The organism is Paenibacillus sp. FSL H8-0548 (assembly GCF_038630985.1).
Taxonomy (GTDB): domain Bacteria; phylum Bacillota; class Bacilli; order Paenibacillales; family Paenibacillaceae; genus Pristimantibacillus.
In genome coordinates this window covers 6,976,551-6,999,766 of the sequence record NZ_CP152049.1, presented here as the reverse complement: position 1 = coordinate 6,999,766, position 23,216 = coordinate 6,976,551, and the positions used below count along the sequence as shown (strand labels likewise).

Here is a 23,216-nt window from a genome sequence, read left to right as displayed (position 1 = left end):
GCATACCGGCTACCCCCAGAAGGTGCCAGCAGCGCAGTCTCGTATTCCAGCAATCGACCGGCTTACCATTATTGAATAGCTTTGTTTTCGTTAAAAAGATCAATCCTATGCGAATAGCGTAGGGTTGATTTTTTTTGAAAAAAAACGAATAAACAGTGTCGTACCAGCCACATAAAGCCGATAAATAAAGTAGCGGGAATGAATCATTATTGATAGGAGGAAATGTGATGAGGCACCATATAATGAGTAGAACAATATATTTTCTCTCATGCATCATCATGATTTCTATTTTATGCAGCTGTACGAAAAATGTAGATCTTCAGATAGAGCAAGAGGAATCAGCTGATTCCGCGCATGAGAAAATAACGTTAAAGATTGTTCAAAGCTTGATATCGCCGCAGCGGACTGCGAAACTCGAACAGCTTATTGATCAGTATGAAGCAGATCATCCGAACATTAGCATTCAATTGATTACGCCACAAAATTCTACGCCAGACAAGACGATATTAACGATGCTGGAGGAGAACCGGGAGGTTGATATCGTTGAGGTGCGTGATATTACGGCGCATGAATATGCTTCACGCGGTCTGCTCGCAAGCCTTGAAAAAAACATTTCACACTGGGGCAATTATGCTCTACTTAGTGAAAATGCTAGGCTAATGGCCAGGGATGTCGGCAATATCACCTATTACATACCAAGCAGCCTTTATCAGGTACAGCTTTATTATCGCAAGGATTGGTTTGATGCCAGAGCGCTTCAGGTACCGGAAACGTGGGAGCAGCTCTATTATGTGGGCAAGCAGCTGACGAAGCCGATGATGGGACAATACGGCTTTGCTTTCCGAGGCGGACCAGGTGCAGCATACATGCTCTCCAGCATGATTCAAGATTACAATGGAGACGATGTCGGCACGAATGATTCGATGTTCAATTTGGATGGAACTACGATTTTTAAGGACGAGCGGGCGCAGGAAGCTCTTGAGCTGTACCGCAAGCTTTACACCGAAATTTCTCATCCTGACTCTATGGATTGGGGATTTACTGAGCATGTTCAAGCATTTATGGACGGTAAAGCGGCAATGCTGATTCAGGACTCGGACGTCATTCCAATGTTTATAGAAAAGCTCAAGGATATGGAATGGGCCACAGCCCCTCTTCCTTCGGGACCACAGGGCATATCACATTTTAATGTTGGAGCGGCAGGCTGGGGAATTGCTTTGCAGTCTAAGCATCGTGAAGAGGCCTGGAGGTTCATTGTATACCTCTCCACCATGGAGAATAATCGAGACTTTGCAGACGCGGCAAGCGTCATATCCATTTACAATAATGCGCTGAATGAGGAAAAGTATGCTACTGGTCCTTATGCGCCTTATATTCTGATGAATAACGATCCTATCCATTATAGAGGAGTCAAGCGGCCAAGCCATTATATGAATTATAATGAGTTTTTTAAGATGAGTACGGAGCGCGGACGTTTTTACTTGCAGGGACAGCTCACTGCTGATATGCTGCTAAGCGAGTTCGATGAGTTTTGGCAGCTGCAAAGGCAACTGCAAAATTGACGATAAGGTTGATATGGGAAAGGGGATGCTGCGATGAAGCTGTAGTTTGCAGGCGTCCTCTTTTTTCATATTTAGTCGGATCGATTTTTATAGGGTATGAAGATGGATGGGAGGGGGAACCTGTTAAGAGGGAGAATACCACTTGACCTGCGTGCAGCTGCGCATATACGATAGCAGCATAGCAAGGAGGAGCACAAATGAAACAGCTGTTAGTTCTATTTACAGGAGGAACCATCGGAAGCAAAAAGCAAGGAGCTGGTATTGATGTTGATCAATCAGGCACTTATTCACTAATTGATGTCTATCTCAATAGCACCCGTCAGCGGGACGATAGCATTCTACATACGATACAGCCACTAAATTTATTGAGTGAAAATATGACGACAGATGATTGGATTGTACTTGCTGAGGCTATTCGCGGGGTAGATACAGCGCTGTACGATGGTCTTGTCATTACGCATGGTTCAGATACGCTGGCCTATAGCGCTGCTATGCTGAGTTATTTATTTGCGAATTCGAGCATTCCGATCGTGCTGACTGCTAGCAATTACCCGCTCGAGGATGAGAGAAGCAACGGACTTCGGAATTTTTCGAATGCGATTGATTTTATTGCTGATGCAGGTCTGCCAGGTGTGTTCGTCGTATATGAGGATGATCAGGGAAACGCTCATGTATATCTCGGAACGAGAATTACGCAGGCCGTATCGTTTACAGATCAGTTCGGCAGTCCCTACGGCGTACCATATGGAACGATGGAGAACGGAGCCTTCAGCTGGCTTGAGCATGGGCGCAATCCAACACCCGAGGCGCTTCTTCAGCCAGCGGCACAGTCCTCCTTGGTATGGGAGCCAACTTCGCTTCGTCTCGATTCCAATGTGGTCTATATTAAGCCTTATCCAGGCTTAAATTATTCCTATTATGATTTTTCATTGAATCGGCCCAAAGCTGTGCTTCACGATCTGCATCATTCCGGTACGGCATGTGCGATTGCGGAGGGGCCCTACTCGCTTCCACAATTCATTGCATACTGCATAAAGCTTGGCATCGACGTCTACATATGTCCGATTAGGGATCAGTCGGATTCGCTCTATTCGTCATCGCTCAGGCTGATAGAGGCGGGGGCAATCGTTATTGAAAAGCTGTCCGTCGAGGCTGCGTTAACGAAGCTCATGCTGGCGTATGGTCTTTATGGCGATAAGGCTGAGGCAAAGGCATTTGCGATAGGAAGCAGCTTGTATTATGAGCACAACGAAGCATTCAATCATATTTGAAAAACAAATGAAGAGGAGCATGTGAAATGGGAGAGCAACTAAAAGTAGGAGATCGGGTTCCAAATTTCAAGCTGGAGGCATCAAACGGCAAAACGGTGGAGCTGGCGGATTATGCAGGCAAGAAGCTCGTTATTTATTTTTATCCACGTGATATGACACCTGGCTGCACAACGGAATCATGTGATTTCCGCGATTACAACGGGCAGTTTGGAGCGAATAATGCAGAGGTTATCGGCATCAGTCCGGATGATCTGGCTTCACACGAGCAGTTTGTCGACAAGCATGAGCTTCCGTTCCTGCTCCTTTCCGATACGGAGCACACGGTTTCGGAGCTGTTTGGCGTATGGAAGCTGCGGAGCTGGAAGGATGAGGAATTTATGGGGATCGAGCGCTCAACCTTCCTGCTTGATGAAAAGGGCGTTATAGCCAAGGAATGGCGCAGCGTTAGTGTAGAGGGGCATGTCAAGGAAGTGCTTGAAGCTATAACGGACATATAATACGGAATGCTCTGATTATCAAAAAAAAGAAGGCTCACTCTAAAGCAGCTAATCGCGCTTTAGAGTGAGCCTTCTATCTGTTTATTTTGTTTTCCAGCTTGGCAATTGGCTTACGTAGCTGTCGGATAGATTGAGCAGCTCCAGCGCACGCTGATACTCATCCTCGGTCGCTTCTTGTTCTTTAAGCCCGTCTCCAGCTAACGAGTAGTGCTTGCCGTCTTCATAGCCGCTGCCAGACATAAATAGCTCCTTGCTGCTTAAGAATGAGCCTGTCGGGAGATAATAACGTTGTGGAAGCACGTTATACGACTGATTGAATAAGTCTTGACCAAAATGGATATGATCATCCAAGGAAATACCGAGCATATTCGCAATAGTTGGCAGAATATCGATCTGGCCGCCTAGCTGATCGAATACTTTTCCTTCGGTTACGCCTGTTGATGCGACAACAAGTGGAATATTAATCATATCGGTGTAGCTATATTCGTGTCCGTAAATTTCAGCCATCAGCTCTTTGTCATCACGATCAAGCGAGTAGATGGGAAGTCCCAGATGATCGCCATAAAGTAGAATTAAGCTGTCGTCCCAAATGCCGCGTTCCTTTAAATCAGCGATAAAGTTGCCGAGTGCGTAATCGGCATAGTTTTGGGCGCGAATATAATCGCCGACAAAGGTGTTCTCATAACGCTCAGGAAGTGTCATTTTGTACTTGTCTTCAGGAATGGTATACGGATGATGTGCTGTCATCGAAATGACATGTGAGTAGAACGGCTTACCATTCTGACTCATGCGATCCAGCTCTTCCGCTGTTTTTTTGTAAAGCTGGTCATCGGAAGCACCGAAAAATACAGTATCCTCTTTACCGAAAAACTTCTCATCGTAATAACGATCGAAGCCAAGTGCTTTGTACAGCTCTCCGCGGTTCCAGAACTCGACGACATTCGAATGGAATGTTGTCGTATCGTAGCCGTTTGCTTTCAACAGCTTAGGCAAGCTTGGAAGCTCTTTATCAGCATAAACCATCGTAGCTGCGCCGCGAGGCGGAATATAAAAGGATGTATTGACGACGAATTCAGCATCGGATGTATTTCCTTGTCCGACCTGCTGGTAGAAATGTTTGAAATAGTAGTTTTCATTGACTAGCTTGTTAATGTTTGGCGTAATTTCTTTGCCGTCAATGTTTAGATTAACGAGAAAGTTTTGGAATGACTCCATCTGAATGATAATAACATTTTTGCCGGACGCTGTTTTCCAAAGCTGCGGAGCAGCAGGCTGTTCAATTTTCTTTACCGTATTAATTTTCTCTTGCGTGATATGGTTAGGATCAATAAATTCGATGTCTTTATTGGAAAAAATCATATAGGCCTCGTAATTAAGAATGCCCATTTGCTCGGCTTTAATAATTTCATTCATGCTTGCACGGTTAGGCAAGATATTGAATAGGCAAAGCGCAATCGAAATGCCGAAAAGTGCAGTGACAAGCCGTTTACTTTCCTTGCGTGAGCTTTCTTTCTTCCAGGTGATTGCTTTCTTAGGGCGAAACAGCAGGAACGCCATAATAATAATGTCAGTAAAGATGAGCAAGTAGTAAGGGTCCATTAACGAGAACACACTATTTTTAACCGCTGTTACCTGATTGACCTGCTCAAGTGCCAGATAGGTGACGATGACACCGTAATATTTGTAATACATAATGACGGCAAACAAAATAAGTGTCATGAGCAAATTGGCTATTGTATAGTAGACAAGCTTGCGTTTGGATGCAAAGTATTCTATGAGACAGAAAACAATGAGTACAAACGGTATTTCTTTTAAAATTGTAGTCCAAGAGAATCCATCTTCGAATATCACCATCCAAGCTAAATAGCTTTTGAGAAGCATAATAAACGAGAAGAATAGAATGGGCCTGGTGCTTAACCATTTTTTTGGATTTGAAATTGACATATAACCGCCTACCTCTCACAGCAAAAACTGGCCATCTCTTCGAGGCAGCCAGCCCGCTAATATTAATCTATATGCGTTTTGTAAATTCTTATCCCATTATGCTCCTAATAATAGTCCGATGTCAAAAGGCAAAAGGCTCCTTCATACCCAAGGATATGGACATACATTACAAATATAGGGATTCATTGCTCTATTTCTATAAAAGCAAAGAATTTCCAAGTGATTGGATTGAAACATTACAGTAGTTTTAGTAGTCTATTAAATAGATAGATTGGGAAGAGCGTGAATACAAGTATCATAACATGAAAAATATGTAAAATCATCTATTGGAGGATAATCATGAGAAAAAGAAGTAGTAGAAGGCTGCTCATGTTTGTTATGGTATGCGCAGCCATGGTCATAGGTTACTCCATATTTAAAACGGAAATTTCGGAGGTCTTCCCTGCCAAGCAAGCTGCGGCTAAAGGCGAGACGATGGAGAGCGGTGGACAGGTAATCGGGACTATTGATGCTGGGGCAGATGCTAAGCCTATAGCTGTACCGACAAGTGCTCCACAAGAGCAGGAGCCTATAGTGAAGACAGAGGACGGAATGGTCGTTATTGCGAAGCCTGCGGATATGGCAGTGCTCGTAAATAAACAAAACAAGCTGCCTGAGGAATACAATCCATCAGACTTAGTATATCCGGACGTGCGATTTATATTTGCAGAAAAACTGGACAAGCGCATGATGAGGCAAGAAGCGGCTGCGGCTCTCGAGAAGATGTTCAAGGCGGCGGAAAATGACGGGGCTATGCTGGCTGGGGTTTCGGCTTATCGATCGCATAGCACGCAAACAACGCTGTTTGAGCGCTATGTGAAAAAGGATGGGCTGGAGAAGGCGAGAACCTATAGTGCATTTCCTGGCACGAGTGAGCATGAAACAGGCCTTGCAATCGACGTGACGAGCAGCGATGGCAAGTGTGCAGCGGACAATTGCTTTGCTGACACGAAGGAATCGGCGTGGCTGGAGAAGCATGCGCATGAGTATGGGTTTATTATTCGTTATTTAAAGGGCAAGGAAGATATCACAGGCTATCAATATGAGCCATGGCATTTGCGGTATGTCGGCAAAGATATCGCTGCGGAGCTTGCAGAGAGCGGCGAATCGCTTGAAGAGTATTACAATGCGGTTCCTGTCACAAAATAAATTTAGTAGAAGCGGCGCAAGCACTAAGATTCGGGAGTTTTCGTCATCCCGTATTTACAATCAGAGCGCTTGCGCTGCTTTCTAGAAATATAGGAAATCCTTTCCTTATATCTTTGCTTCAAACGTTTTGCAATCCGTTTCTTCGGAATTGCTTGCTTGTTTGCCGCGGTTGCTGACCACATAAATAGAAGAAGCGCCGCAGTGATTTCCTGCTGCCCAGAACTTGCATGAATTCACTTCACATAGTACATCTTTAGCCATTGACCGTTCACCTCCTTGTTTATAGGATGGACAAACGATATATCGTTTTATACGTAATGAGGACGGATAGATATGGGAATGAACTATATTTTAATCATGATGCGGGCGTAGACGATCTTATATCGCTATTTCAGAACAAAAAAGCACAGCCGAGAATGAGTAGGCCTCACTCCAGCTGCGCTTTTATTTTTAGTCCATTTCATATATAGAGCCAGATTTGCTGGCGTATAGCTCGGCGTAAACCTTCTCGGCGTATGCGTCTGTCATACCGGAAATATAATCCGCTACAAAGCGGGGCCAGCTCCATTTGTTCTTATGGAGCTCGAAATTTTCAATCCAATCCGGCGGTATGATGAGCCGGCCCGATTCAGGCACCTTAAAGCTGTCCCAAAGTCTGCGAATCATAATTTCGCTTCGCATTTGCAGGCGCTGCACGCGGAAGTCCTTGATGAGCGTCACCCATGCAAGCTTTTTCAATATTTCCATCGTTCGCAGCAAGTCGATATCCTGTTGTCCATTGTTGACGAAGGTGACCTGCTTCCAGCCGAGCTGCGAATGGTCGATAATGCCGACCTTGCCTGCAAACAAGCTCACCCAGCGCGCTTTCATCTCTCGCCTAGTGCGAGAGGGCTCACGATCACAGCTGACATACAGAGCCTCCCATTGCTCGAAATAGGAGAGGAGCACCCGCTTAACCATTCCTGTAATGTCAACCTCGCCCCAGCCGATACCGGTATTTCCTTTATCCTCGACAATTTCCTGCACGACATGATCAATTAGTCGGCTATCCTCGAAAAAAGTCCGGTTCATTTGAATTTTTCCTGCGCGAATGCCATCTTCGATATCATGTGTGGAATAAGCAATATCATCGCATAAGTCCATTAGCTGTGCTTCCAAAGTCGAGCAGCCAATCGGAATTTGCCAAGATCTCCGCAGCTGTTCAATTTCTCCCCATTCTGAGGTATATAAGCCCTTGAGCCGGCCCGACTCTCCCAGACTGAATGGATATTTATTAACAGCGAGCAATACGGCAGCAGTTAAGTCCAGACCGCTACCGCTGCCGGCACGCTTCTCCAGAAACATTAATATTCGAAAGTTTTGTGCATTTCCCTCGTAGGGAATACCATACTCCTCTATGAGCAAATGGTTAAGGACCTCTTCACCCTTATGCCCGAATGGGGGGTGACCGAGATCATGAGCAAGCGCAGCAATCTCGACCACAGCAGGATCAAGCACTAAACCGGGATGCTCCTTGCGCGCCAGAAACTCATATTGCTTGTTCAGCCTGCGCGCGACCTCGCGTGCGATTTGAGAAACTTCAAGTGAATGGGTTAATCTTGTCCTATAGTAATCGCCCGTGCCTGCACCGAATACCTGTGATTTGCCTTGCAAGCGGCGAAAAGCAGGGGATTGAATAAGTCTGGCATAATCCCGTTCGTATTCATCCCGCTCTTCGCTAAAGGTGCTTGATGTTTTCTCGTCTAGTCTAAATTTGCGAATGTCCATCATGGTTCCTCCAGTGTGCCACTGCTGCATTAATGAAGAAGCAGCTTGTTTGCTTGAATTGTAGCATATAATCAGGCTTGAACATACATCACGCTTAGAGTATGATCGCAGTAGCTTTCATATAGGACTGAGGTGTTTATTATACGAGCAATCATTATACAAAACGTATATGCAATTATTATGGTTCTTAACATTTTTTTGGCCATAACTGTCATTTTTCTTGAGCGGCGAAACGCGAGTACTACATGGGCGTGGCTGATGATTTTATTTTTTGTTCCGGTTTTTGGATTCATCTTGTATCTTATTCTGGGCCAGAAGCTGCGCAAAAGGAAGCTGTATAAGCTGCTCGGCGACAGTCAGCGCATTGTCGAGCATACGATCGAGCGGCAAATGCGACAGCTGCGCGACGGTGAACTTTTGGATAAGGACCTTGAAATGATCAGCTATCAGGATATGGTCTATATGAATTTGAAAACGAGCTATGCGCTGTATACGAGCAATAATGCGGTTGAGATCTACACCGAAGGGAATCAGAAGTTTGATGCACTGCTGAGAGATATCGAGAGTGCCCAGCATCATATTCATCTCGTCTATTATATCGTCCGTGATGATAAGCTTGGGAGAAGATTGGTAAAGGCGCTTGCTGCGAAGGCTGCGGAGGGCGTTGAGGTTAAATTTTTATATGATCATATCGGAAGCTCTGGCTTGCCCAAGCGTTATTTTTATGAGCTGCGTGCGGCCGGTGGACAGGCGGCAGCGTTTTTCCCATCACGCATTCCTTACTTGAATTTAAAATTAAATTATCGGAATCATCGCAAGCTCGTCATTATCGATGGACAGGTAGGCTATATCGGTGGTTTTAATATTGGTGATGAGTATTTGGGATTGAATAAACATTTCGGAGAGTGGCGAGATACGCATCTGAGAGTTCAAGGCAACGCGGTGCTGCAAATGCAAGCACAGTTTCTAATGGACTGGAATTTGGCTGCATCCGGAAAAATTATATTAAATGATCAATATTTCCCCATTATGGATGATGCTAAGGGCACAATCGGCATGCAGCTGGTGGCAAGCGGACCGGATACGGAATACCAGCAAATTAAAAATTCGTATATCAAAATGATCTATGCTGCCAAAAAGACGATTTGCTTGCAAACCCCTTATTTTGTACCCGATGAAAGCTTGATGACGGCGTTGAAGATCGCTTCCTTATCCGGCGTTGATGTTCGCATTATGCTTCCGATCAAGCGGGATCATTTCTTCGTGTATTGGGCGACACATTCCTATTTGGGCGAGCTTCTCGCTAATGGTGTCCAATGCTATATGTTTGAGAAAGGTTTCCTTCATGCGAAGACGCTTGTTATTGACGGCAAGGTTGCATCTGTGGGAACTGCCAACCTCGATATTCGCAGCTTTAAGCTTAATTTTGAAATGAATGCATTTATCTATGATACGCAGACGGCGGCTAAGCTGCAACGCATTTTTGAAGACGATATGAAAAATAGCACGCAGCTAACGCTTGCACTGTATGGCAAGCGGCCGCTCATGAATCGATTCAAAGAATCTATCTCTAGATTATTGAGTCCAATCCTATAGACGCAAATAAGAAAGGCTTCTGCTTATCAAATGATAACCAGAAGCCCTTCACCTGCTTGGTAGAGAACTATTCAATTTATTCAAACGCTCCAATCCGAATCTTTCCTTGTATCTTCCTCGTCCTTTCGAATTTGTTACAAACCCTATCGACTTCGATCCTAGCTTGAGTGACCTCGATCAACATCCTTTCGATTTGTTTCAAATTCTTGCCTTCCGTTAAGTACCTGACATCCAACCAATCGACAAATGAGCTTCGCTGCTTTCCCCGCATGTCATTTATACTCTTCGTTTCTCCTTCCCGAGTTGGTGAGACATGCTTCGCTAACCTACTTCAATGGGCTATCCCCTCTCGTTTGGTATAGGCTTAGTATACATCATTGTTTGAATTTTGTAAATATTCAGTTTATTTATTTCGACAAAAAAATTGTGATTTTTTATACAATGCATGTTTGATGGCTTATTTGCCCTCGATCGTGCTTACCGGCTTAAAGCAGTCTAAATGCTGGCAGCGCTGTAAGTGATCAGACGGTTGACCATTTTAGTCATTGTATTTATACTTAGTCTAAAGTCATTAAACTGAAGGAATGATGTTTTTATGAACAAAATTAATTTAACTATACAGCGCAAAGCTATATTTGAGGTAGTGCAGGACGCACATGATCATCCAACAGCTGCAGATGTCATTGATCGGCTGAAAGGAAAAGGCCATAACTTCGCTTATGGCACCGTTTATAACTCACTTCGTTATTTGAGCGATGTAGGCCTTATTCGTGAAATGAAGCTAGGCGAGGCGGTCAGCCGATACGATGCGCGTACGGAAGAGCATCAGCATATCGTATGTACCGTTTGTGGACGTGTAGATGAAGTGCTGACCGAGCTGCCGAATGAATGGCTGCAGAAGGTTGCTTTGGAGACAAAATATAAAATTGAGCACGCACAGGTCGTCATCGAGGGGGTTTGTGAAACATGCGCAACGAAACAACCATAGGAGATGCTGCTCAAGCTGCCGTAAATGAGGGAGCGCTGCTGCCTAGCGATGCAGGCAGCTTCTCAGAGGAAGAACTGCTGCAAAGCGGAATGCTGTGCTCGATCACACAGCGAGTCATGATTATCAGTCCGTTTCCTGAGCGTGTCAAAAGCTTGCTTATCGCGTTGTCGTCCGAGTGCTTCGATGTTTTCTCGCTGCATGACTTCAATAAGAGCATGCTGGAGAGCATGCAGCCGGAGCTGCTGGTCTATGATGCGATTCCTGTCGTCCACGCAGCTGCTGGAAATACGCTGCAGGCTGGGGCAGAGCTGCTGGAGTCTGCGGATCTGCATGCCGTACCGGTTCTCATATTGTTGGATGAGAAATCGTTTGAAGCGCGCGGAACCTTCGCTTTGGGAGCGGCAGAGCTGCTTGTATGGCCTGCTAAGCCAGAGCAAGCGGTTAAACAAATCAACCGCATGCTCCTAAATCGACCAGCTGCTGCCGCTAAGGCTGTATCTGCCGATACGATTCGCTCGTTTAAGGATATTACGGTAGATCTTAAGAAAATGACCGTTGATCGGAATGGACAGCGTATTGATCTTACGAAGACAGAATATGATTTGCTGCTGCATTTTATGTCATCGGATGGATCGGTGCTCTCGCGAGAATCTCTGCTTGATACGGTATGGGGACTGCATTTCTATGGCGGGAGCAATCTGGTTGACGCTCACATTAAGAGCTTGCGCAAAAAACTTAAGGATAGTGCTGTTGCTCCCAAATATATCGTTACGGTGCGCGGTGCAGGCTATCGACTTGCGGATCTTCGCGATAAATAAGCAAGCAGCTTTTCTTCTGTAATTCCCCGTCTTCATGTAGAGATTTCTCTTCATGAAACGTTCATCCTTCATTCATAGGGTGTTCATGACAGTCATCTCACTATCCGATATGATTAGTTTAAGGATTTAGATCAAGTCTAAATATATAAACTAATCGAAGAGGTGCTATCATGAGAAACGATATGACAACGAATCAAGGAACGCCTGTCGGCGATAATCAAAATTCGCGGACGGCGGGACAGCGCGGGCCTGCACTGCTAGAGGATTATCACCTGCTGGAGAAGCTGGCACATTTTGACCGGGAGCGCATTCCTGAGCGCGTCGTTCATGCTCGGGGCGCAGGAGCGCATGGCGTTTTCCGCACAGAGGCAAGTATGAAGAGCCATACGAAAGCGCATTTTGTACAGGAAGCAGGAATGGAGACTCCTGTATTCGTAAGATTTTCAACGGTGATTAATGGAACGGGCTCTCCGGAGACGGCACGTGATCCACGCGGCTTCGCAGTTAAATTTTATACGGAGGAAGGCAACTATGATATTGTCGGCAATCATTTGCCTGTCTTTTTCATCCGTGATGCCATGAAATTCCCTGATATGGTGCATTCCTTGAAGCCAGCGCCGCATACGAATCTTCAAGATCCGGCACGCTACTGGGATTTTATGACGCTTTCGCCTGAGTCCACTCATATGCTTACTTGGCTTTTTTCGGATGATGGGACACCTGCCACGTACCGCGAAATGAACGGCTTTGGCGTACATGCGTACAAGTGGATCAATGCTGCAGGAGTGGCTGTCTATGCGAAGTATCAGTGGAAGTCCAAGCAGGGGGTACGCAACTTTACAGCAGCGGAAGCGAGCGAAATGCAGGGTAAGGATTTTAATCATGCGACCCGCGATTTACATGCTGCAATCGAGCAAGGCGATTTTCCTGAGTGGGAGCTGTATGTGCAGCTGATGCCTCTAGACCACGTTGAGCGATATGCGTTCGATCCGCTTGATGCGACAAAGGTATGGCCAGAGGATATGTACCCGCTGCAAAAGGCAGGGACAATGACGTTAAACCGGAATCCGGTTAACTATTTCGCAGAGGTAGAGCAGTCGGCTTTCTCGCCAAGCGCTGTCGTTCCAGGCATAGAGCCGTCGGAGGACAAGCTGCTGCAAGGACGGCTCTTCTCGTACCCGGATGCTCAGCGATACCGCTTAGGCACGAACTATTTGCACATTCCGGTAAACTGTCCGTATGCGCCTGTACGCAATCATCAGCGTGACGGAGCAATGACGATGCATGCTAATCCCTCTACTGTTAACTATGAGCCAAACAGCTCGTCGGAGAGCCCGAGAGAGTCAGCAGCTTATCATGATTCTTACGTCGCTCTTCAAGGTGCTGCCGGGCGCCAAAAGATTGACAAAACTGATGATTTCACACAAGCTGGCGAGCGCTTCCGCTCACTGTCTGAAGACCAGCAGACTAACTTGCTTGCCAATTTGACGGGTGAGCTGGCGCAGACGAATGATGATATCCGTCTCCGCGCCATTTGCAACTTCTTCCGTGCGGACCGCAGCTTAGGCATGCAGCTATCGCAGAACCTTGGCGTAGATATTCAGAAGTTTATGCCGCAAGGCTAGGCAGCGTTAGTCACGTAGCGAAAATAGTATGCTTCAGATTTCTGGTATCTCCACAGAAACTAGCAATCGCTGAAACTGTTAACGGAGCGCAGTCTGTATGGCCGAAATGCTGCAATTCCGATTAACGGAGCGCAGTCTGTATGGCTGAAATGCTGCAATATGCTACTAACGGGAAAAACTCCTGCTATTTCCGTTGATTTGAGCCGTTTAACTCTTTTAAATGGAAAAACTCCTGTTAATTTATCGGCAGAAGGCAGTTTAACGAGTAACGAATAATTTTAGCGGGAGAAAATCCTGTTAAGTCGATTTTATCCTCAAGTAAAGCTAGTTTAGATGGAGTTATTCCTGTTAATAACTATGCTGCACTTTCAGTGGGATTGACGTGAAATATAGTTGTGCTAGAATCTATTGTGTTATGGAATAAGCATAACAACTGAACAATACAAAACTTTATATTTGAGGCTGGTCTAATTAGGCAACTTAGCCTATAATCATATGCATGAGACGAAGAACGTCCTGTTTACACTCCTTGGTGAGTGTTGGCAGGACGTTTTTTTATTTATACATAAGAATTTTTAAGTTTTCTATTATAAATAGACTTATCTATCACTGCGAAACGAGCTTTGCCTTTAAAGGAAGACGATAGTTGTTTACGTTTGTTCAGAGAGGATGATTGGGATGGGATATGAAGAAGCGCATGGCTCCTTTATTCAATTTCATATCGGCAGGAGGACGGGGGAGCGTCGCGGAAGGCTGGAAAGAGGACATGGACATGCAGAGTCATTATTTTTACGCAATGTGTGGTGGCCTCTTAGGGGAGACTTTCAGCATCTTCATCCCGAATATGAGGTGCTTGATTGGCGAGGAAGATCGTATTATGCCGACTTTGCATGGCTTTTGGGCGGGATGAAATTGATTATTGAAATTAAAGGTTATGCTGCGCACGTACGCGACATGGATCGGCAAAAATATTGCAACGAGCTGAATCGTGAAACCTTTTTGCAGGCGATGGGATATTCAATCATCTCATTCGCCTACGACGATGTGGAGAAAAATGCTGAGCTTTGTATAACTATGCTTCGATTGGTGATGAGCAGATATTTGCCTGAAGGATCGACGACATCGCGTATACGGTTAGTGGAGAAGGAGATTTTACGATTGGCGATCCAGCAAGCTGAGCCGATCAGGCCAAAAGATGTAGAAATCCACTTTGAGGTTGATCACAAAACAGCAGTTCGCTGGCTGCAGCAGCTATGTGCAAGAGGCTGGATGCTGCCCGCCTACGGTGTCAATCGCGCACGAGTTATCCGCTATGAGATTGCTCCGATAGCTTTTCAATATTTGTAGCAGCAAAGCAAAAAAACAGCCGTTCAACCTCCATATGGACGGTTAAGCGGCTGCTTGGTTATTTAGTGTTATTTAGATTTATTTAAAATTATTTAGTGTCGGCTTTAAGCTTGTCCCATGCGCCTTGCATCCCAGTTTCCCAACCGGACGCATCGATTCTGCCAGCGATGTATTGTTGAATTACGCTAGCAAATTCTTGCGTTACGCCATCAGGGAATTTCGAAGATTGAAGGCCGAGAACTTTGTTTTCTTGTACATAGTTGTAAACCTCAGTACCGATATCGCCCATATCTTCTGGTGTAGCTACGATCGAAGTTAGAGCGGGAATGAATTTGAACTTTTTGACGATGTATTCTTTACCGATATCAGAAGTTACGAGCCAGTTCAGGAATGTTTTTGCTTCTTCCTTCACGTCTGATTCTTTGCTGATAACAAGGTTGGCAGGAATACCTACGTTCAGCTTGTCGTTAGCAGCAGCATCCTCGCCAAGCGGCATAGGAAGAACGCCGACATTCAAATCAGGAGCGATACTGTCGATTTGAACCTGTGACCAGTTGCCTTCTTGCATCATAGCTGCTTCGCCGCTTGCAAATAGCGATACTTGCGTGTTGTAGTCAGTTGTAAGCGGGTTTTTGTTGCCGTAATCAACTGTAAGCTTCATTAGCTTAGCCCATTCTTGGAACTTCTCGTTTCCTACGATTGTTGAAGTGCCGTCGTTCAGACCAGCGATAAAAGCATCAACGTCTGGTTGTTGGGCAAATGCAGGATTGATTCCTTGGTTGCCGATCAACCACCATTCTTGATAAGCATTAGCGAAAGGCGTAATGCCGGCTGCTTGCAATGTTTTTGCAGCAGCTTCTAGCTGAGAATATGTTTTAGGAAGCTCAGTAATGCCAACCTTCTCGAACAAATCTTTGTTATAAATGTAGCCAAAGCCTTCAAGGTTCATCGCCATACCATACACTTTACCGTCTTTGGTCATAGGCTCAGCAGCTAGCGGGGAAAGATCCTTTACCCAAGGCTGGTCGGAGAGATCTTCCAGCTTGTCCAGCCACATTTCCATTTCAGCATAACCGCCGTTGGAGAAAATGTCAGGAGCATCGCCGGCAGCAAATTTTGTTTTTAGGGAAGCACCGTAGTCAGCACCGCCGCCTACCGTTTGAATATCCAGCTTAATGTTTGGGTATTCTTTATTGAATTCAACGGCCAATTCGTTTAGGCCTTCAACGATCTCTGTTTTGAATTGAAAAATAGTTACCGTTTTTACTTCCTCTTTAGATGTTCCGCTACCTTCGTTGCTGTTTCCGCCACATGCGGATAGTACGATACTCATAGCTAGCACAAGGCTAAGCGTAAGCATGGTCAGCTTCTTATTCATGATGTAAATCCCCCTTAAATAATGTTTTATTATATGGAATCAGCTGTTCAATTATAAGCGTTAGCCTTTCACTGAACCAGCTGCTATTCCCTCAACGATGTAGCGCTGCAATAGCAGGAAGAATGCTACGATTGGTGTAATGCCAAGTACGAGTGCAGGCAGTGCAAGATCCCACTGCTTCGTATATTGCCCGAAGAATGCGAAGGTCGCGAGCGGAATCGTCCGCATGTCCGGCTTTTGCAGGATCAAGGATGGCAGCAAGTAATCATTCCAAACCCATAAACAGTTCAAAATAATGACCGTCATCAGCATAGGCTTGAGCAGTGGAAGCACGATCCGGAAAAATACGGAGATCGGATTGCAGCCATCTACAGTTGCAGCCTCTTCAATCTCAAGCGGGATCGCCTTAACGAACCCATGGAAGAGAAACAGTGAGAGTGGAGCTCCAAGGCCGAGATAACACATAATAAGACCAATCATGCTATTGTTGACGCCGAGCCAGTTAACAACCTGAAGCAATGGAATCATAATCGATTGGAACGGTATAACCATAGCCGCTACAAAGAACATAAATAAAATACGGTTAAGACGCGTGTCAGCACGCACCATGCGGTATGCGCCCATTGCGCTGATCAGTGCAGTCAGAATAACGGTGGACGCTGTAATAATCATCGAATTAGTAAATGCCTGCGGGAACCTTGTCAGCGTCCAGGCACGAGAGTAGTTGCTCCAATTAAACACCTGCGGCCAGCTCGCCGAGTTGGTCATAATTTCGCCGAAGGGCTTAACCGAGTTAACGAGCAGGAAATAGAATGGCGCAAGAAACAAGAGGCCAATAACGATCATAACCGCTTCGGTTAAGAACAGCTTGCCGGTATATTTTTTTGTATCCATTAAGCTTCAACCTCCTTGCTCTTGGTGACGCGAACCTGTATAAGTGTAATAATAGCTACGACGATAAAGAAGATGAGCGATTTAGCTGTACCTAGTCCATATCGGTTGTTCTGGAAAGCCTCAGCGTAAATATTAAGGGCAACGGATTCTGTCGATTTGAATGGTCCGCCTTTGGTTAGCGATAGATTAAGATCGAACATTTTGAAGGACCATGAAATAGCCAGGAACAAGCAAACCGTAATCGCAGGCATAATCAGTGGTAAAATAATGCTGCGCAGCACCTGCATCCGAGTCGCGCCATCAATTTCCGCAGCTTCAAGCACTTCCTTCGATACGTTTGTTAGTGATGCAATATAGACGACCATCAGGTAACCTGCTGATTGCCATACGAATACCATTGTAATTCCCCAGAAGCCGGTCGTTTCATCACCAAGCCATGGGAGGTTGAAGAAGGACCAGCCGGTCATGTCACCGACAGTAGAAAATCCTTTTACAAATATAAACTGCCATATGAAGCCGAGCAGCAAGCCGCCAATGACGTTGGGCATAAAGAAGATTGTCCGCAGCACGTTGCGGGTTTTCAGCTTCTTCGTCAGTAAGTAGGCTAAGAAGAAGCCGACTAGATTAGTTAATAAAACACCAACGATCGTGAAGCGAATCGTAAACCAAAACGATGACCAGAAATCGGCATCATTTGTAAATATTTTTTTGAAGTTGTCGAAGCCAACCCAATTGACAGTTCCCGCAACGCCGTTCCAATCGGTAAACGAGTAGTACATGCCAAACAGAAACGGGATAATCATAATAAGTAGAAAAAAGATGGTAACTGGACCTACGAATACGAATTGAGGCCACCATCCGGACATTTTCTTGCTGCCCATCTCATAACTCCCCTTTCTTTTCACCAGAAAACTATTGTATGTTTAATTATGCAAGTCAGAGAGAGTGATAAACACCGACGGATGTGACCGGTCAGGTGCAATATATTGATCGGGAGCGGAGGCGACCTATAGATGAAATTCAAAAGCATTCGAACCAAGCTAATCGTATTTATGTTGATCGCTACTATTATCCCTATCGTGACGACGATGTTTGTTACCTATACCTATACGTCCAAGTCGATGAAGGACAGGGCACTGGAGGATACGCAAAACCTGCTGTATCAAGGCCAGCGGAACGTGAGTGCAGTGCTAGCGGCGCTGAACAGCAGCTCGCTTTATGTCTATTCGGACGCAGAGCTCTATCGCGAGCTGCAAACGGGCGTGCCCGATTTTCAAACGGATAGCCGCTTATTCGCTGCTTTATCTTATATGAAGTCATCGGTGACGGATGTACATCAAGTCTACTTATATACAAGCCTCGGCAAGCGGGCAACGATCGTGACGAATGTAGCAGGGGCTAAACGAGCAACGGATACGGAAGCTTTTGCCGATGTGGATCACTATGTAGGCAGTGGAGAGAGCGTGTATGTGCAGCCGACGCATCTGAGCCATACGTATGGCTTCGCCTCCTTGCAGCCCCAGCCAAGCGAGAAAGTATTTACGCTGCACCGCCGGATCGAACGAATTCCTTCTAATGAAGAGCTTGGTTTTATTTCGATGGACGTCAAGCTGTCACTGCTTACTGATATCGTAGGGCAGTTGTATGATAACACCGAGGAGGATTTGTACATTGTTGATGGCAATGGCGTTGTTATTTATGCTGATGAAGATCAACTGATCGGGAAGCCAATACGGTCGACATGGTTTCAGGGGGAAGTGGCTGATCGGGAAGTGGAGCGGGGCAGCATTGAGCAGGGCGGTGCGCTGATCGTTTATGAGCATGTTCAGGGTACGATAGCGGACTGGACGATTATTAAGCGGATACCGACCTCTTATTTGATGCGAGAAGCTAATCATGCCGCTGCTATCAATATGCTTCTGCTTGCAGTATCGCTAGCGGTCATCGTTACGGCAACCATTATTGTTTCTTTGCGAATAACAGCTCCTATTAAGCAATTGGTCCGGTACATGAATGAGGTACAAGCAGGCAACCTAAATGTAGCGATCCAGCCTGCCAGCAATGATGAAATTGGAATGGTCGTTGTCAGCTTTCGCAGCATGATGGGGACGATTAATCATTTGATTTTAAGCGAGTATAAGCTGGAATTAGCGAACAAAACGAATCAGCTGCGCGCGCTGCAGGCACAAATCAATCCGCATTTTATGAATAATACACTTCAAATTATTGGTACGCTAGCGCTTGAGCTGGGTGTGCCGCGCATTTATGCGCTGCTCGCCGCACTTGCTCGAATGATGCGTTACAGTATGGATAATGAGTCGAGTACGATTACGCTGCGCGATGAGCTCGCTCACTTGAAGGCATATGTGGAGCTTCAGAAGGAACGATATGAAAACCGCTTTGAATTCCATGTAGAGGTGGATGCGCCGCTGCTCGATGCGGAAATGCCCAAAATGATTTTGCAGCCTGTGATCGAAAACTACTTTAAGCACGGTATGGATAAATCTGCAGAGGATGGACAGCTCTATTTGAAGGCCTATTCGCGTGGAGACGGCTTGATAGAGCTTATCGTTGAAAATAATGGTGCTGTCATATCGTCTGAGAAGCTGGAGGCAATACGCCGAGGGCTTGAAACCGTTTATGCTGAAAATGGGGTACAGAAGAATAGTGGCTATGCAATGGAAAGTATTGATGAGCAGCCAGCTGCAGATACAGATGTTAACAGCTCTTTAAAGCAGGCACAGGCTGGAGCTGAGCCTAGGATTGGCTTAAACAATGTTCTTGCTCGATTGCGTATGGTTTATGGAGAGGAAGCGCAGTTGAGAGTGGAAAATATAGCGCCCAGCGGAGTGCGGATAACGCTCGTTATAATGAAAAAGGTTGTGGAAGGAGGGGAAATGGATGAAGGTGCTGATCGTCGATGATGAGGCGCGTGTACGAAAGGCCGTAAGATTGCTTGTCGATTGGTCTTCCTATGGCATTACTGAAATCGAGGAGGCTAGCGGCGGATTTGAAGCTATTGAACGGATGAGAGAAGCCAGGCCAGCGATAGTCATTATGGATATGATGATGCCGGAGGGCAGCGGCATTGATCTGATGACGGCAGTAAATGAGTTTGCTGGAACAGTGAAGTTTATTGTCGTAAGCGGCCGCGGCGACTTTGATTTTGTGAGGGAAGCGGTTCGCAATGGGGGAATTGACTATCTGCTCAAACCGATTGAACCAGAGGCGATTAATACAGCGGTGGCAAAGGCAGCGACGCAGTGGCGGATCGAGGAGAAGGAGCGAAAGGAACGGCAGAAGCAAAGTATACAGCTGAACGAGTTTAAGCCTGTATATGGCGAGAAGCTGCTTACAGGCTTGATTGACGATCCGGCAACAGCACAGACGGCTTTGCGCAGACTTCAGAAGGAGGAGCTTATTCCTGAGCGTGTTGATAAAGCGAGGCTTGCTCTGCTGCAGGTAGATACTAGCGATACTCAGCTTCATGAGCGGTTTGCTTGGGACAGCGACTTGCTGCACTTCGCCATCATTAATATTTGTAATGAGTTTCTTTTGGATAAGCATCAGGGCGTCGCATTCCGTCACTGGGGGGCGCCTACGGAAATTGTAATTTTGGTGTGGAAAGAAGTGGAGCTGCTGCCTTCTATTTTACATAGTATTAATGAAGGAATATTTGTAACGCTCCAAAGACGAATGCATATTGGGATGAGTAATGCAGGTGCTTTCCCAGATATGATGCCATCGCAATACGAGGATGCTCTTTCTGCTTTATGGCACCGAAACATGCTCGAGACCGGTGAATATGTGCATCCTTACCAAGAATCGCAAGTGGGCAGCCGGATGACATTTGCTGATTGGGAGGAGGAATGGAAGGTTGCTGTGCTCAGCGGGAATAAGGAGCAGCTGCGGATGGTTTCCAGTCACTGGCTGGAGGCTGCGCATGGAACGAGCTGCATTACACCGCATATGCTGGAGGAATATAAAACAGGCGCAATGCTGTTTTGTGCGAAGCTGCTTCGGGAAGCGCCTGGCAGACAGGCGGATGAGGCAGTGCTCACAATAGAGGAGCTTGTACAGAAAGCACCCTATGTGTTCGCGAGTACGCTGTCGCTTCAAGATTGGCGCGAGTGGTCTTATCATAGTCTTCTGCAGCTATCTCAAGCGATCGTGCAGCGGCAAGTTCGGGAGAAAGCAAAGATGAGCGATATTGCAAGCTTTATTGAGCAGCATTACCAATCAGAGCTCTCGCTTCAGGACATTGCCAAACGATTTTTTGTGAGTCGTGAATACGTATCGCGCAAGTTCAAGCAGGAGTATGATGTTAATATTACCGACTATATTTCAAGCGTGCGAATCAATAAGGCAAAGCAGCTGATGGTCAATCCTAATCTGCGTATTGCCAAAATAGCAGAAATGGTCGGCTTCCATGACGAGAAATATTTCAGTAAGGTGTTCAAAAAACAAGAGGGCATCTCCCCGAAGGCGTATCGCCTTGGCGGCGCGGAATAAGAGCAGCGGTTTGCAGTGTTTCTGATTTTGCAGTACGATAAAAGCAATAATAGAACTATTCATACGACTAAATGAGGGGGAGGACGCGGAGTTGCTCTCTACATATTTTATACAAGTGGGTTCGATCATTTTATCGGCAGTAGCTGGCTTTACACTTATCATCCTTCGTATACGTGCTGGGAAGCAGCCGACTTCCTTGCGCAAAATAATTATCCCTCCATTAGGTATGTCGACGGGTCTTATCATGTTCGCTTTTTCGATTACTCATATTCCTTGGGTATGGGGACTTGGTGCGTTTCTAACTGGGATGCTGATTTTTTCATTTCCGCTCATCGTTACAACTCAATTGGAGCGCGTACAATCTGAAATCTACGTCAGACGCTCGAAGGCTTTCATCTTTATTATGCTGACGTTGTTTATTACTAGGCTGTCACTGCACAACATAGTAGAACAATATATGTCGCTGCCACAAACAGGAGCGATTTTTTATCTAGTAGCATTCGGTATGATTATTCCGTGGCGACTGGCTATGGTTAGTGATTATATGAGGCTTCAGAAGGCGGATACACCGCTAGATAAGGGAACGGGTATGAAATCGAGTCTGAACGGCGGGTAAAGCCGTTTCACCTTATAATAAGCAAAGTTTCTATGCAAAGACTACTTTCAAATTGCGAGCAATTCGCAGGAGGAGGTAGTTTTTTTTGAAATTGACAAGCCTGTGCGATCATGATATTATTTTAAGTAATTAAGTTGTATACAATTTAATTACTTAAAACTTACAGAGTCTTGAGGAGGCAATCAGAAATGAGTATTTATTCATATGATTTGGAAACGATCAAGGGCGAGCAGCAGAGCATGGAGCAATATAAGGGCAAGGTATTGATCGTCGTTAATACAGCTAGCAAATGCGGATTCACACCACAATATACAGATCTGCAAAAACTATATGAACAATATAAAGATCAAGGCCTTGAAATTTTAGGTTTTCCAAGCAATCAATTTGGTGAACAGGAGCCTGGAGCAAACTCCGATGTGCAAAGCTTCTGTCAGTTGAATTATGGCGTTACATTCCCGCTATTCGGTAAAACTGATGTGCGCGATGAAACTGCTCACCCTCTGTTCAAGTATTTATCGGAGGAAGCGCCATTCGACGGATTTGATACAAGCAACCCTAGCGGTAAAATGCTTAATTCATTCCTCAGCGAGAAGCTGCCGCATTACCTTGAAGGCAACTCGATCAAATGGAACTTCACGAAATTTTTGATTGACCGGTCTGGAAATATCGTAAAACGGTTCGAATCAACCGACGAGCCACTCGATATGAAGGCCGATATCGAGCAGCTGCTTTAGTGCTCCCTCACTTAAAAGTGAAATAGATGCGGCTTCCCGGCGAAAAAAAGCCCAATTATTGGCTGTTTTAGTCGTTTTACGGCTGAGTATGGCGTTTGGGAGTGAGCTGACTGTGTTTTGCAGACAAGCTTCGAGTGAAATCGTGCTCCGCTTAAGGAAATGTTGATTAAGCACGTTCGGAAGTGAAGAATGGGCAGGCCTACTTAATAAAGGGAGCGTTGCACTGCGTCATAATGGCTGTGCTGGCAGCAGCATACTGCGGCTCTCGTGCGTTGAAGCTCGAAACTCGATCGGAGTATGGCGTCAGAATCGCGAGGCTCCGGCATGCACTGCAATGCGTCGATGCAGTCAATATGCAAGGTGCAGGCTATAATACGCAATATGCTGCCTCTTCATTGGCATGCTGCTTATCGTTTTACTCAGAAATCGGAAAAAACGATTTTCTATTTCGAGGGTGATAATGGACAGAAACAGGAAAC

The 23,216-nt window shown here is 45.6% G+C and carries 19 protein-coding genes; 13 read left to right on the top strand and 6 right to left on the bottom strand.

Annotated elements, in window-relative coordinates:
• Positions 1-242: 242 nt before the first annotated feature.
• The 3 genes from MHI37_RS29540 to bcp all read left to right on the top strand — a co-directional run bounded on the left by MHI37_RS29540 (position 243) and on the right by bcp (position 3,330).
• Entirely contained in the window at positions 243-1,562 is a 1,320-nt protein-coding gene (locus tag MHI37_RS29540) for a sugar ABC transporter substrate-binding protein (RefSeq protein ID WP_179090158.1), read from the top strand.
• A gap of 197 nt (positions 1,563-1,759) precedes the next feature.
• Positions 1,760-2,833, top strand: a complete 1,074-nt coding sequence (locus MHI37_RS29535) for an asparaginase domain-containing protein (RefSeq protein ID WP_076335554.1) — start codon at positions 1,760-1,762, stop codon at positions 2,831-2,833.
• Positions 2,834-2,859: 26 nt separating this feature from the next.
• On the top strand, positions 2,860-3,330 hold the full coding sequence (gene bcp / locus MHI37_RS29530; RefSeq protein ID WP_076335553.1) for a thioredoxin-dependent thiol peroxidase: 471 nt from the start codon (positions 2,860-2,862) through the stop codon (positions 3,328-3,330).
• 81 nt (positions 3,331-3,411) lie between these two features.
• Here the strand turns inward: bcp and MHI37_RS29525 are convergent, their stop codons facing one another.
• The gene (locus MHI37_RS29525) at positions 3,412-5,274 is read right to left on the bottom strand and encodes an LTA synthase family protein (protein ID WP_076335552.1); all 1,863 of its coding nucleotides are present in this window, start codon (positions 5,272-5,274) and stop codon (positions 3,412-3,414) included.
• 339 nt (positions 5,275-5,613) lie between these two features.
• Between MHI37_RS29525 and MHI37_RS29520 the strand changes: the two genes are divergently transcribed.
• A complete protein-coding gene (locus tag MHI37_RS29520) occupies positions 5,614-6,462 on the top strand; it encodes a M15 family metallopeptidase (protein WP_144023616.1) in 849 nt (282 codons plus the stop codon).
• 105 nt (positions 6,463-6,567) lie between these two features.
• Here MHI37_RS29520 and MHI37_RS29515 read toward each other — a convergent pair whose 3' ends face one another.
• Positions 6,568-6,723, bottom strand: a complete 156-nt coding sequence (locus MHI37_RS29515; protein ID WP_076266302.1) for a DUF1540 domain-containing protein — start codon at positions 6,721-6,723, stop codon at positions 6,568-6,570.
• Between the two features lie 189 nt (positions 6,724-6,912).
• Positions 6,913-8,229, bottom strand: a complete 1,317-nt coding sequence (gene dgt / locus MHI37_RS29510) for a dGTP triphosphohydrolase (RefSeq protein WP_076335551.1) — start codon at positions 8,227-8,229, stop codon at positions 6,913-6,915.
• A gap of 138 nt (positions 8,230-8,367) precedes the next feature.
• Between dgt and cls the strand changes: the two genes are divergently transcribed.
• The 5 genes from cls to MHI37_RS29485 all read left to right on the top strand — a co-directional run bounded on the left by cls (position 8,368) and on the right by MHI37_RS29485 (position 14,603).
• Entirely contained in the window at positions 8,368-9,825 is a 1,458-nt protein-coding gene (cls, locus tag MHI37_RS29505) for a cardiolipin synthase (protein WP_144023622.1), read from the top strand.
• A gap of 595 nt (positions 9,826-10,420) precedes the next feature.
• Complete coding sequence (locus MHI37_RS29500; RefSeq protein ID WP_076335549.1) at positions 10,421-10,813, top strand: transcriptional repressor; 393 nt, start codon at positions 10,421-10,423, stop codon at positions 10,811-10,813.
• Positions 10,792-11,631, top strand: coding sequence for a response regulator transcription factor (locus MHI37_RS29495; protein WP_083676105.1), 840 nt, complete (start codon positions 10,792-10,794; stop codon positions 11,629-11,631). The genes MHI37_RS29500 and MHI37_RS29495 overlap by 22 nt, the downstream gene beginning before the upstream one ends.
• Before the next feature lie 170 nt (positions 11,632-11,801).
• Entirely contained in the window at positions 11,802-13,256 is a 1,455-nt protein-coding gene (locus MHI37_RS29490; RefSeq protein WP_076335548.1) for a catalase, read from the top strand.
• A 678-nt stretch (positions 13,257-13,934) separates the two neighbouring features.
• Positions 13,935-14,603: a DUF559 domain-containing protein gene (locus MHI37_RS29485; protein ID WP_076335547.1), complete on the top strand. Its 669-nt coding sequence runs from the start codon at positions 13,935-13,937 to the stop codon at positions 14,601-14,603.
• An 88-nt stretch (positions 14,604-14,691) separates the two neighbouring features.
• On the opposite strand, the gene MHI37_RS29480 is transcribed toward MHI37_RS29485, so the two are convergent.
• From MHI37_RS29480 to MHI37_RS29470, 3 genes are read right to left on the bottom strand one after another with little or no spacing between them, the layout of a single operon-like run.
• Positions 14,692-15,981 (bottom strand): ABC transporter substrate-binding protein, encoded by a 1,290-nt coding sequence (locus MHI37_RS29480; RefSeq protein ID WP_076335546.1) that lies wholly within the window; start codon positions 15,979-15,981, stop codon positions 14,692-14,694.
• A 60-nt stretch (positions 15,982-16,041) separates the two neighbouring features.
• Positions 16,042-16,875, bottom strand: a complete 834-nt coding sequence (locus MHI37_RS29475; RefSeq protein WP_076335545.1) for a carbohydrate ABC transporter permease — start codon at positions 16,873-16,875, stop codon at positions 16,042-16,044.
• Positions 16,875-17,756: a sugar ABC transporter permease gene (locus MHI37_RS29470; RefSeq protein WP_076335544.1), complete on the bottom strand. Its 882-nt coding sequence runs from the start codon at positions 17,754-17,756 to the stop codon at positions 16,875-16,877. Before MHI37_RS29470 ends, MHI37_RS29475 begins: the two co-directional genes overlap by 1 nt.
• A gap of 132 nt (positions 17,757-17,888) precedes the next feature.
• Between MHI37_RS29470 and MHI37_RS29465 the strand changes: the two genes are divergently transcribed.
• The 4 genes from MHI37_RS29465 (at position 17,889) to MHI37_RS29450 (ending at position 22,737) form a co-directional block, all read left to right on the top strand.
• A complete protein-coding gene (locus MHI37_RS29465) occupies positions 17,889-19,799 on the top strand; it encodes a sensor histidine kinase (RefSeq protein WP_076335543.1) in 1,911 nt (636 codons plus the stop codon).
• Entirely contained in the window at positions 19,777-21,387 is a 1,611-nt protein-coding gene (locus MHI37_RS29460; protein ID WP_076335542.1) for a helix-turn-helix domain-containing protein, read from the top strand. Before MHI37_RS29465 ends, MHI37_RS29460 begins: the two co-directional genes overlap by 23 nt.
• A gap of 91 nt (positions 21,388-21,478) precedes the next feature.
• Positions 21,479-22,003, top strand: a complete 525-nt coding sequence (locus MHI37_RS29455; protein ID WP_076335541.1) for a cytochrome c biogenesis protein CcdC — start codon at positions 21,479-21,481, stop codon at positions 22,001-22,003.
• A gap of 188 nt (positions 22,004-22,191) precedes the next feature.
• Entirely contained in the window at positions 22,192-22,737 is a 546-nt protein-coding gene (locus MHI37_RS29450) for a glutathione peroxidase (RefSeq protein WP_076335540.1), read from the top strand.
• The last annotated feature ends 479 nt before the right edge of the window (positions 22,738-23,216 follow it).

Bases quoted from the DNA above. Each gene is read 5' to 3' on its own strand.
- MHI37_RS29540 (WP_179090158.1), top strand. From the start codon at position 243: ATGAGTAGAACAATATATTTTCTCTCATGCATCATCATGATTTCTATT.
- MHI37_RS29535 (WP_076335554.1), top strand. From the start codon at position 1,760: ATGAAACAGCTGTTAGTTCTATTTACAGGAGGAACCATCGGAAGCAAA.
- bcp (WP_076335553.1), top strand. From the start codon at position 2,860: ATGGGAGAGCAACTAAAAGTAGGAGATCGGGTTCCAAATTTCAAGCTG.
- MHI37_RS29525 (WP_076335552.1), bottom strand. From the start codon at position 5,274: ATGTCAATTTCAAATCCAAAAAAATGGTTAAGCACCAGGCCCATTCTA.
- MHI37_RS29520 (WP_144023616.1), top strand. From the start codon at position 5,614: ATGAGAAAAAGAAGTAGTAGAAGGCTGCTCATGTTTGTTATGGTATGC.
- MHI37_RS29515 (WP_076266302.1), bottom strand. From the start codon at position 6,723: ATGGCTAAAGATGTACTATGTGAAGTGAATTCATGCAAGTTCTGGGCA.
- dgt (WP_076335551.1), bottom strand. From the start codon at position 8,229: ATGGACATTCGCAAATTTAGACTAGACGAGAAAACATCAAGCACCTTT.
- MHI37_RS29500 (WP_076335549.1), top strand. From the start codon at position 10,421: ATGAACAAAATTAATTTAACTATACAGCGCAAAGCTATATTTGAGGTA.
- MHI37_RS29495 (WP_083676105.1), top strand. From the start codon at position 10,792: ATGCGCAACGAAACAACCATAGGAGATGCTGCTCAAGCTGCCGTAAAT.
- MHI37_RS29490 (WP_076335548.1), top strand. From the start codon at position 11,802: ATGAGAAACGATATGACAACGAATCAAGGAACGCCTGTCGGCGATAAT.
- MHI37_RS29485 (WP_076335547.1), top strand. From the start codon at position 13,935: ATGGGATATGAAGAAGCGCATGGCTCCTTTATTCAATTTCATATCGGC.
- MHI37_RS29480 (WP_076335546.1), bottom strand. From the start codon at position 15,981: ATGAATAAGAAGCTGACCATGCTTACGCTTAGCCTTGTGCTAGCTATG.
- MHI37_RS29475 (WP_076335545.1), bottom strand. From the start codon at position 16,875: ATGGATACAAAAAAATATACCGGCAAGCTGTTCTTAACCGAAGCGGTT.
- MHI37_RS29470 (WP_076335544.1), bottom strand. From the start codon at position 17,756: ATGGGCAGCAAGAAAATGTCCGGATGGTGGCCTCAATTCGTATTCGTA.
- MHI37_RS29465 (WP_076335543.1), top strand. From the start codon at position 17,889: ATGAAATTCAAAAGCATTCGAACCAAGCTAATCGTATTTATGTTGATC.
- MHI37_RS29460 (WP_076335542.1), top strand. From the start codon at position 19,777: ATGAAGGTGCTGATCGTCGATGATGAGGCGCGTGTACGAAAGGCCGTA.
- MHI37_RS29450 (WP_076335540.1), top strand. From the start codon at position 22,192: ATGAGTATTTATTCATATGATTTGGAAACGATCAAGGGCGAGCAGCAG.